Here is an 8839-nt window from a genome sequence, read left to right on the forward strand (position 1 = left end):
ACGATCAGCTGCCCCGTGCGGTGGCGATCTGGGGAGCTGCCGGCGCCGTCGCCGGTGCGCTCGGACCCACCCTCGGCGCGGCGATCGTCGAAGCACTCGGATGGCGTTGGGCGTTCTTCATCAACCTGCCCGTCGGGATCTACACGGTGATCGCGGGTCGATCGCAGTTGCACGAATCGTCGGACCCGACGACCCGCATCCCGTCCCCGGTCGGCGTCGCCCTGGTCACGATGGCCGCCGGTCTGCTGTCCTACGCCGTGGTCGGGACCGACGAGTTCGGGTGGCTCTCGACGCGCACACTGGGCATCTTCCTGGTCGGCGGCCTCGCGGTGATCGTGTTCATCGCCCACCAGCGTCGAACCGCGGCACCGGTGCTCGATCTCGAACTGTTCGCCATCTCCAACTTCAGGTGGGCGAACCTCTCGATGCTCGTGTTCGGCGCCGCCTTCTCGGCGCTGTTCTTCGGATCGATCCTGTTCCTCACCGAGGTGTGGGGGTGGTCGATCCTCCAAGCCGGATTCGGAGTCGCCCCCGGGCCGCTGCTCGTCGGCCTGATCGCCCCGCGCGCCGGAAATCTGGCCGGCCGGATCGGCCAGCGCCCGCTCCTGCTCGTCGGCGGTCTGCTCTACGCGTCGAGCGGCCTCTACCGCCTCGTCATGCTCGGGCCCGAGTCCGACTACCTGCGTGACTATCTCCCGTCGATGCTGCTCAGCGGGCTCGGCGTCGGGTTCGTGTTCCCGCAGCTCGCGAGCGTCGTCGCACAATCGCTGCCGCAGAACCGCCGCGGTGTCGGCGGTGCGGCCCTCCAGGCAGGACGGCAGTTCGGTGGCACGTTCGGAGTCGCGCTGACGATCGCGTTCCTCGGGGCGTCGACCAGCCTGGCGTCCGCGCTGGTCGCGTTCGATCACGTCTGGTGGTTGATCGTGATCGGTGGTGTGGGCACCTCGGTTCTCGTGCTCCCGATGAGAACCCCCGGCAGTACGGGCGGTGATCCGGCCGGGTCGTCAACGGCTGAGACCGGGCGGCCGCACCCCGATGAACTGGCGGTCGGTTCCGAATGACGACGGTCGTGCTCCGGCCCCCGCCGCGGGTCAGGGTCGGCCGCCGGTCATCGGACGCCCTTGATCTGCACGTGTGTTCGAGAGCTGTCGATATGGTCGGGCGGGCATGGCGCGGCTCCCGGGTGATTCATCGAGCGCGGCGCGACGAATCGACCTGATCGCCAGCGACCTCGACGGCACGCTGTTCACCCCGGACCATGAGCTGAGCCTCCGAACGATCGCCGCGATTCAGGCGGCCGGCGAAGCGGGGATCCGCGTCGTGGCGGCGACCGGGCGATCGACCACCTCGGCGGTGCCACGCATCCGGCCTGCCGGCGTGATCGAGACCGTCGTCTGTTCGAACGGCTCGCTGATCCACGACGTGGTGTCCGACGAGACGACCCATCGTCTTCCGATCGACCCCATCCACGTCGATCGGGTGTTCGCGGAACTCACGGCGCTGGACGAGCGGTTCGCGTTCTGCTGGGAGACCGATCACGGCAACGGCTGGGACGACTCGTTCGAGGACATCGCGTTCGTCCACGAAGACCTCGGTCAGCGACGCGGTCTGCGGCGTCGTCCGACCACCGAGGACGTCACGACCAAGATCATGGTGCGCCATCCCGACATCGTCGAGGAAGCACTCAGCGCACGGCTCGCCGCAATTCTGACCGACCCGGTCACGGTCTCGACCAGCGGTGTGCAGTTCGTCGAGATCACCGGCGAGGGCATCGACAAGTCGTCGGGACTCGAGCTGCTGTGCCGACGGTGGTCGATCGATCCGGCCCATGTCGTCGCCTTCGGTGACAACCACAACGATGTTGCGATGCTCGACTGGGCCGGTCACGGAGTCGCGATGGGCAATGCAGCGCCGAGCGCGCTCGACGTGGCGGACGAGGTGATCGGCCTCAACGCCGACGATGCCGTTGCGGTGTGGATCGAGCGCCAGCTCGCCGGCGGTTGCTGATCAGCGAGACGCCTCGCCGACGATCGTCGGCTACAGGATCTGGGAGAGGAACAGCTGCGTGCGTTCCTCCTGCGGATTCTCGAAGAAGTGCTCGGGCGTGCCGACCTCGACGACCTGACCGTCGGCCATGAAGACCACGCGGTCGGCGACCTCACGGGCGAAGCCCATCTCGTGGGTGACGCAGATCATCGTCATCCCCTCCTCGGCGAGGTCCTGCATCGTGTCGAGGACCTCCTTGATCATCTCGGGGTCGAGTGCAGAGGTCGGCTCGTCGAACAGCATCACCTTCGGGTGCATCGCGAGCGACCGGGCGATCGCCACACGCTGCTGCTGGCCGCCCGACAACTGGCCGGGGAACTTGCGTGCCTGGTCGGGGATCTTGACCCGTTCGAGCAGTTCCATCGCCGTCTTCTCGGACTCGATCTTCGACTGTTTGCGGACCTGGCGCGGCGCGAGCGTGATGTTCTCGAGCACGGTGAGGTGGGGGAACAGGTTGAAGCTCTGGAAGACCATGCCGGTCTCCCGCCGGATCTCCTGGATGTTGCGGATGTCGTCGCCCAACTCGACGCCGTCGACCACGATCCTGCCGCGGTCGTGCTTCTCGAGCCGGTTGATGCAACGGATCAGCGTCGACTTGCCGGAGCCGGACGGTCCGATCACCACGACCACTTCCTGCTTGCCGACGCGCATGTTGATGTTCTTGAGCGCCTGGAACTGACCGAAGAACTTGTCGACGCCGGTCACCTCGATCATCACCTCACCCGACGCACCCAGCATCTGGGTGGCGTCGGCGAACACCTCAGCGGTGGGAGCAGTCGTGCCGCTGGTGGAGTCGGTTTCGGGCTGGTCGCTCATGAGTGGTCCTTCCGGTCGTTCACTGAAGTCATCGGTTCCCGGTGTCGAGTCGGCGTTCGAGGCGCTGGCTCTCGCGGGACATCGTGAACGAGATCGCCCAGAAGCCGAAGGCGACGAACACGAGGGACTCGGCGATGCCGAACCCGCGGAACGCCGTCTGGGCGTGCACGATCTCACGGACGCCGAGGAACTCGGGGATGCCGATGAATGCGAGCAGGCTGGTGTCCTTGAACAGCGAGATGAACTGTCCCACCATCGCGGGGATGACGGCCTTGAGCGCCTGCGGCAGGACCAGCAGACGGGTGATCCCGGCCGGAGACATGCCCATCGCCTGGCCGGCCTCGGTCTGTCCCTTCGGGACGGCCTGGAGACCGCCGCGCACGATCTCGGCGATGTAGGCCGACGAGAACATGGTGAACACGATGATCGACTTGGTGACGAGCGGCAGGTTCTGGCCATTGAGGAAGAAGCCGATGAACAGTTGCGCCATGAACAACAGGGTGATCAGCGGGACACCGCGGAAAACCTCGATGTAGGCGGTGCACATGAAGCGGAGCACGGGGAGCGAGGAGCGTCGACCGAGGGCGAGCAGCAGTCCGATCGGGAACGCCAGGATCGTCGTCGCCGCGGCCGCGGTGATGTTCAGTTGCAGGCCACCCCAGTCGTCCCAGTCGATGCCGGGGAGGTCGATCAGTCGGCCGATCTGCCATGCCAGGACGGCCACGACGGTCAGTGCGCCGAGGCGTGCGCCTGTGGCCGCTTCGCCGCGAGCGGCGGCGGCGACTCCGGTGAGCGCGATCCCGAGCACGATGACGGTGTCGAGCCCGAACCCGGACAGCGTGAAGAGCAGGAACGCCGACGCGGCACACACGGCGGAACCGATCCAGCCGGCGATGGGGGGCAGGTCGTCCGAGCGCAAGCCGACCAGGTACAGAACGATCGGCATCAGTGACCCGGTGACGAACAGCCACATCAGGCCCTGCGTGCCGCTGAGCGTCATGAAACCGGACGTTCCGACGAGCAGCCCGGCGCTCATCGTCAACTCCGGAATGTGGATGAAGCGCACCAGCGCGAGCAGCACCGTCAACCCGGCGGCGATCGTGTATGCCCCCTGGTTGTTGAGGTCGGGGACCAAGCTGAGCACGGCCGCGGCGAAGACGAACGGGGCCAGCGGCAGGATCTTGAGCAGGACACCTGCGACGCCACCGCGCATGCGGATGGTCGAGGCATATCCGACCAGCGCGGCGAGGAAGAACCCGATCAGGAGCAACCAGGGATCGAGCGTGCGCACGCCGACGACCATGCAGAACAGGATGAAGGCGGCGATTCCCCAGTAGATCCCGGCGATCTCGCGGAACGATGTGCTCGGGCGGACGAGCCCGGCCTTCTCGGCGGTGTCGAGCGAGCGTTCACGGATCCATCCGAGGAGCAGCCCGCCGGCACCGCCGATGAGCAGTGCGTGAACCACGAGGCGGGTCCGTTCGCTGCGCGGAAACAACCCGACCATGAACAGTTCGAGGTTGGCCCGGACCGGTTCCCATCGGGCGGTCTGGAAGACGAACTTGCCCAGTCGGTAGCCCAGATAGAGCGCGACGAATCCGAACACGATCGAGAAGATCGTCGAGAAGATCGATCCGAACAGGTTGGCCTTCAGCCACTCCTTCGGGGTCTGGTCGCCATGGCGCGGGGCACCGGCCTCGGCCAGACTGTGCATGATGTCGCCGCCACCGTCCTCGGGTGCGACGGTGTAGCCCCATTCTCCTGCTGCACCCATGGGCTATCTCCCCGCCAGTTGGAGTCGTCTGTTCACGATGTTCAAGACGAGCGAGATGAACAGTGAGAACGTGAGGTAGATCCCCATCAGGATCAGGATCATCTGTGGTGACGGTTGGTCGTTGCCGATCGCTGTGCGCGTGAGTTGGGTGACATCGGGATACGCAACAGCGACCGCCAGTGACGTGTTCTTCGTGAGGTTGAGGAACTGGTTGATCACCGGCGGGATGGCGATCCGGGCGGCCTGGGGGAGGACGACGAAGCGGTAGCGCTGGAACCCGCTCAGAGCGAGGGCGTTGGCCGCTTCGTTCTGGCCCTTGTCGACCGCGAGGATCGAGCCGCGAACGATCTCGGCGATGTGGCTGGCGGTGTAGAGGGCCAGCGCGAGTGTCAACGAGACGTAGCCGTCGTTGGTGGCGATGCCACCTTCGATCAGCCGTCCACTCTCGGACACGGACGGGAACGACGGGACGAGCGGCTGTCCGAGCACGACCCAGGTGAACCCGGCCAGGACGATGAAGACGCCGAACGAGTAGAGGACCCGGTGGTGCGGCTGTCCGGTCTGGACGTTGATCTTGGTCCTCCAGCGCCAGACGAAGATCGCCACGAGTAACGCGATCAGCAGCATGAACCAGAACACTCCGCTGTGGCCGTCCGTTGCGACCGACGGCAGGCCGAGTCGCGTCTTGCTGTAGATCAGGAGGTTCGAATCGGTGCCGGGGAACTTGATCTCGCCCGGTGGGTTCGACGGATTGAACAGTGGGAAGCGCCCGAACGTGAAGACGGCGAAACCGAAGAAGATGATGATGACGAGCGGCGGGATGTTGCGCAGCGTCTCGACGTAGAGCGCAGCCAGTTTGCGGACGATCCAGTTGTTCGAGAGGCGGGCGACGCCGATCACGGTGCCGAGGATGATCGCGAGCACGATGCCGACCGATGCGACGGCGGCGGTGTTCTTGATGCCGTTGAGCAGGAGGACCCGGATCGACGAGTCGGGGTCGAAGCTGGAGTCGCGGATCTGGAAACGGGCGGGGGAGTCGAGGAAGTCGAAATCAGTGTCGATCCCGACTGCGTCGAGGTTGCGGGTCAGGTTGCCGAACAACCATCGAATCGCAACCACCACGATGATGACCGCTGCGATTTGGGCCAGGACGCGTAACACCTTGACGTTGCGCCAGAACGGCGGCCTGGTGGTCGTCGGTTCAGACGTCGAGATCGTGTTGGTCACGCAGTGATTCCCCCAGGGTCATTGTGCGATCGAGCGAGTGGAGCGGAGGCGGCGCTGGTCGAGAGCGTCACCGTGGCGACCCGGGTCGGCCCGCACGATGTGGGGACCGACCCGGAACAGCCGGGTGTTCGGTGTTCAGGTGTTCGTGATCAGCGGAACGGCGGGACGTACATCAAGCCGCCCTCGGTCCACAGGTTGTTCGGTGAGCCCTCGAGGCTCAGGCCGATCGGTGTGATATGAGCGTCGTAGATCTCCTGGTAGTTGCCCACCTGCTCGACCGCCTGGACGGCGTAGTCGGCGGGGAGACCGAGCGTTGCCGCCACGTCATCGCCCTGGCCGAGGAACGTCAGGATGTTCGGGTCGTCACCGTCGTAGCTGCCGATGTTGCTCGAATCGAGTCCGAACTCCCAGGCCTGTACGGGTGCCATCACGGCCCAGTTGACCGCCTGGGCCCACTCGGTGTCACCGTCGACGACCACGGGTCCCAACGGCTCCTTCGAGATGACCTCGGGGATGATGAACTGCGCTGCGCCGCCCTCGTCCTCGATGGCTGCCTTGTTCGAGGCGAGCGCAGATGCGTCAGCGGTCCACGCTTCACACTGGCCCTCCTCGTAGGCGGGACGCAGTGTCGTGTTGTCGTCGAACACCACCGGGTTGTAGTTGATCCCACGGGCGGTGAAGACCGAGCTGAGGTTCAGCTCCGTCGTCGTTCCCGAGAGGACGCAGATGCTGGCATCGGCGAGTCCTTCGAGGTCGGTGATGCCCGAGTCCTCGGGGACCATGACGCCCTGACCGTCGTAGAAGGTGGTGAACAAGAAGTTGCCACCCTGGTCTCCGTCACGCGACGCGGTCCACGTCGTGTTGCGGATCAGCACGTCGACCTCGCCGGACTGGAGTGCCGGGAAGCGGGCGTCTGCGTTGAGCGAGACGTACTCGACGGCCTCGGCATCACCGAGGATGCCGGCTGCGACGACCTTGCAGAAGTCGATGTCGAAGCCGGCGTACTCGCCGGCCGAGTCGACCACGCCGAAGCCCGGGAGGGCCTCGTTGGCGCCGCACTTGACCACGCCGGCGTCCTGGACGGCGGCCAGCAGGCCGCCTTCGGTCTGGACGACCTCGACGGTGTCGCCGGTGTCGTCGGCTGCGTCCGTATCAGTCGGCTCCGTCTCGGCGGGCTCGCTCGTGGAGGCATCGTCGCCCCCGACGTCGGTGTCCGCGCCCTCGATCGTTTCGTCGGTCGTGTCCGAGCTGTCGTCGCCGCTGCTGCTCGAGCACGCTCCGGCCACGAGGCCGAGCGCCATGACGGCCGTTGCGGTTCGCTTCCATGTGGAAGCACTCCCCCTGCTGATCATCTGTTCTCCTCCTTGAGTGTCGAGAGCGTTCAATCTCTCGTCGTGTCCGCCGATCGAACGATCTGTGGACGTGAGGCGAAGCTAACACGTCGACCCGTGACACCGGACACAAGACGCTGGGCTGTGATCCGGCGTTCACGCTCCCGTCACGGTCGACGACCGTTCGGGCGGTCCACGGCGATCCGCGCATCGCCGCACCGGTGGGGCAGACTGGCGGGATGATCGATGCAAGCGCTTCCGTCCAGTCCGTGACCGTTTCGACCGCCCGGTCGGTCCCCGCGGACGCTCAGGCCGTCGGGTTCGCCGTCGCCGAGAAGGGTTCGGTGCCGAGGCAACTCGGGCTCAGCCGAACGGCGCTGAAGGCGAACGGTTTCGAGGGCAAGTCCGGGCAGATCCTGGCCGTTCCGAGTGCCGACGGCCTGGTCGTCGCGGTCGGTATCGGCGACCCGGGCGAGGTGGATGCGAACGAGCTGCGTCGAGGCGCCGCTGCATTCGCTCGCTCCGCCTCGAAGTACGCGCGGCTCGCGACCACCCTCACCGACGTGGACGGCGTGGACCCGGCAGCGGCAGGCCAAGCCGTCGCCGAGGGGGTGCTCCTCGCCTCCTATCGGTACGTCGGACTGAAGAACGACGAGGGCGGCGCGTCGAAGCTGACCGAGCTGACCGTCGTGGCGAAGTCGAAGCGTGCTCCGGGTGTCGGCAGCGGCGCCGAGACGGGTCGGATCGTCGCCGGCGCGGCGGCCTTCGCCCGCGAGCTCGCGAACATGCCGCCGACCTATCTCAATGCGAAGGACATCGCGACCAAGGCGGTCGAGCTGGGTCCGGAGGCCGGGCTGGCGGTCGAGGTGTTCGACAAGGACGACCTGACCGCGATGGGATGCGGCGGGATGCTGGGGGTCAACCGCGGATCGACCGAACCGCCCCGCCTGGTCAAGTTGAGCTACACACCGGACAACCCCTCCGGCCACCTCGCGATGGTCGGCAAGGGCATCATGTACGACTCCGGCGGGATCAGCATCAAGGGCAGCGATGCCTTCCACCAGGTGATGAAGATGGACATGTCCGGAGCGGCGGCGGTGCTGTCGGCGATGTCGGTGCTCCAGGCCCTCGGATGCAGCACGAAGGTGACCGCATGGTTGATGTGCACCGACAACATGCCCTCGGGGTCCGCACTCAAACTGGGTGACGTCTTGACGATGCGCAACGGCAAGACCGTCGAGATCCACAACACCGACGCCGAGGGCCGCCTGGTGCTCGCCGACGGGCTGTCGCTCGCCGTCGAGGAGGAGCCCGACGCGATCGTCGACATCGCGACTCTGACCGGCGCCGTGCTGGGAGCGTTGGGACCCGAGATCGCCGGGTTGCTCGGCACGAACGAGGGGTGGACCGCCACGGTGAAGGCGGCGAGCGACAAGGTCGACGAGCCGACATGGCAGCTCCCGCTCGAGAAGCAGCGCTACCGGAAGTTGCTCGATTCGGTCGTGGCCGACATGAAGAACATCGGCGGGCCCTACGCGGGCACGATCACGGCGTCGATCTTCCTGTCCGAGTTCACCGGTGACGTGCCCTACGCGCACCTGGACATCGCTGGCCCGATGAAGGTCGACAGCGACCAGGGGATCTA

7 protein-coding genes are annotated in these 8839 nt (G+C 66.3%); 3 read left to right on the forward strand and 4 right to left on the reverse strand.

Going from position 1 to position 8839, the window contains the following annotated elements:
- Both WBV89_RS04340 and WBV89_RS04345 read left to right on the forward strand, forming a co-directional pair.
- On the forward strand, positions 1 to 1061 hold a 1061-nt coding region (locus WBV89_RS04340; RefSeq protein WP_423980112.1), incomplete at its 5' end, for an MFS transporter.
- A 106-nt stretch (positions 1062 to 1167) separates the two neighbouring features.
- Positions 1168 to 2007: an HAD family hydrolase gene (locus WBV89_RS04345; RefSeq protein ID WP_423980113.1), complete on the forward strand. Its 840-nt coding sequence runs from the start codon at positions 1168 to 1170 to the stop codon at positions 2005 to 2007.
- Positions 2008 to 2037: 30 nt separating this feature from the next.
- Here the strand turns inward: WBV89_RS04345 and WBV89_RS04350 are convergent, their stop codons facing one another.
- The 4 genes from WBV89_RS04350 to WBV89_RS04365 form a co-directional block, all read right to left on the reverse strand.
- Positions 2038 to 2784: an amino acid ABC transporter ATP-binding protein gene (locus tag WBV89_RS04350; protein WP_423980118.1), complete on the reverse strand. Its 747-nt coding sequence runs from the start codon at positions 2782 to 2784 to the stop codon at positions 2038 to 2040.
- A gap of 106 nt (positions 2785 to 2890) precedes the next feature.
- The gene (locus WBV89_RS04355; protein WP_423980114.1) at positions 2891 to 4636 is read right to left on the reverse strand and encodes an amino acid ABC transporter permease; all 1746 of its coding nucleotides are present in this window, start codon (positions 4634 to 4636) and stop codon (positions 2891 to 2893) included.
- A gap of 3 nt (positions 4637 to 4639) precedes the next feature.
- Complete coding sequence (locus WBV89_RS04360; protein WP_423980115.1) at positions 4640 to 5863, reverse strand: amino acid ABC transporter permease; 1224 nt, start codon at positions 5861 to 5863, stop codon at positions 4640 to 4642.
- Positions 5864 to 6012: 149 nt separating this feature from the next.
- Positions 6013 to 7215: an amino acid ABC transporter substrate-binding protein gene (locus WBV89_RS04365; protein ID WP_423980116.1), complete on the reverse strand. Its 1203-nt coding sequence runs from the start codon at positions 7213 to 7215 to the stop codon at positions 6013 to 6015.
- Between the two features lie 248 nt (positions 7216 to 7463).
- On the opposite strand from WBV89_RS04365, the gene WBV89_RS04370 reads away from it, so the two are divergent.
- Positions 7464 to 8839 (forward strand): leucyl aminopeptidase family protein (locus WBV89_RS04370; RefSeq protein ID WP_423980117.1); only part of this gene is annotated, 1376 nt, incomplete at its 3' end.

This window comes from Ilumatobacter sp., assembly GCF_049588435.1.
Lineage (GTDB): Bacteria > Actinomycetota > Acidimicrobiia > Acidimicrobiales > Ilumatobacteraceae > Ilumatobacter_A.

Excerpts from the sequence above, each read along its gene's own strand:
- WBV89_RS04345 (WP_423980113.1), top strand. The coding sequence starts at position 1,168 with ATGGCGCGGCTCCCGGGTGATTCATCGAGCGCGGCGCGACGAATCGAC.
- WBV89_RS04350 (WP_423980118.1), bottom strand. The coding sequence starts at position 2,784 with ATGCTGGGTGCGTCGGGTGAGGTGATGATCGAGGTGACCGGCGTCGAC.
- WBV89_RS04355 (WP_423980114.1), bottom strand. The coding sequence starts at position 4,636 with ATGGGTGCAGCAGGAGAATGGGGCTACACCGTCGCACCCGAGGACGGT.
- WBV89_RS04365 (WP_423980116.1), bottom strand. The coding sequence starts at position 7,215 with ATGATCAGCAGGGGGAGTGCTTCCACATGGAAGCGAACCGCAACGGCC.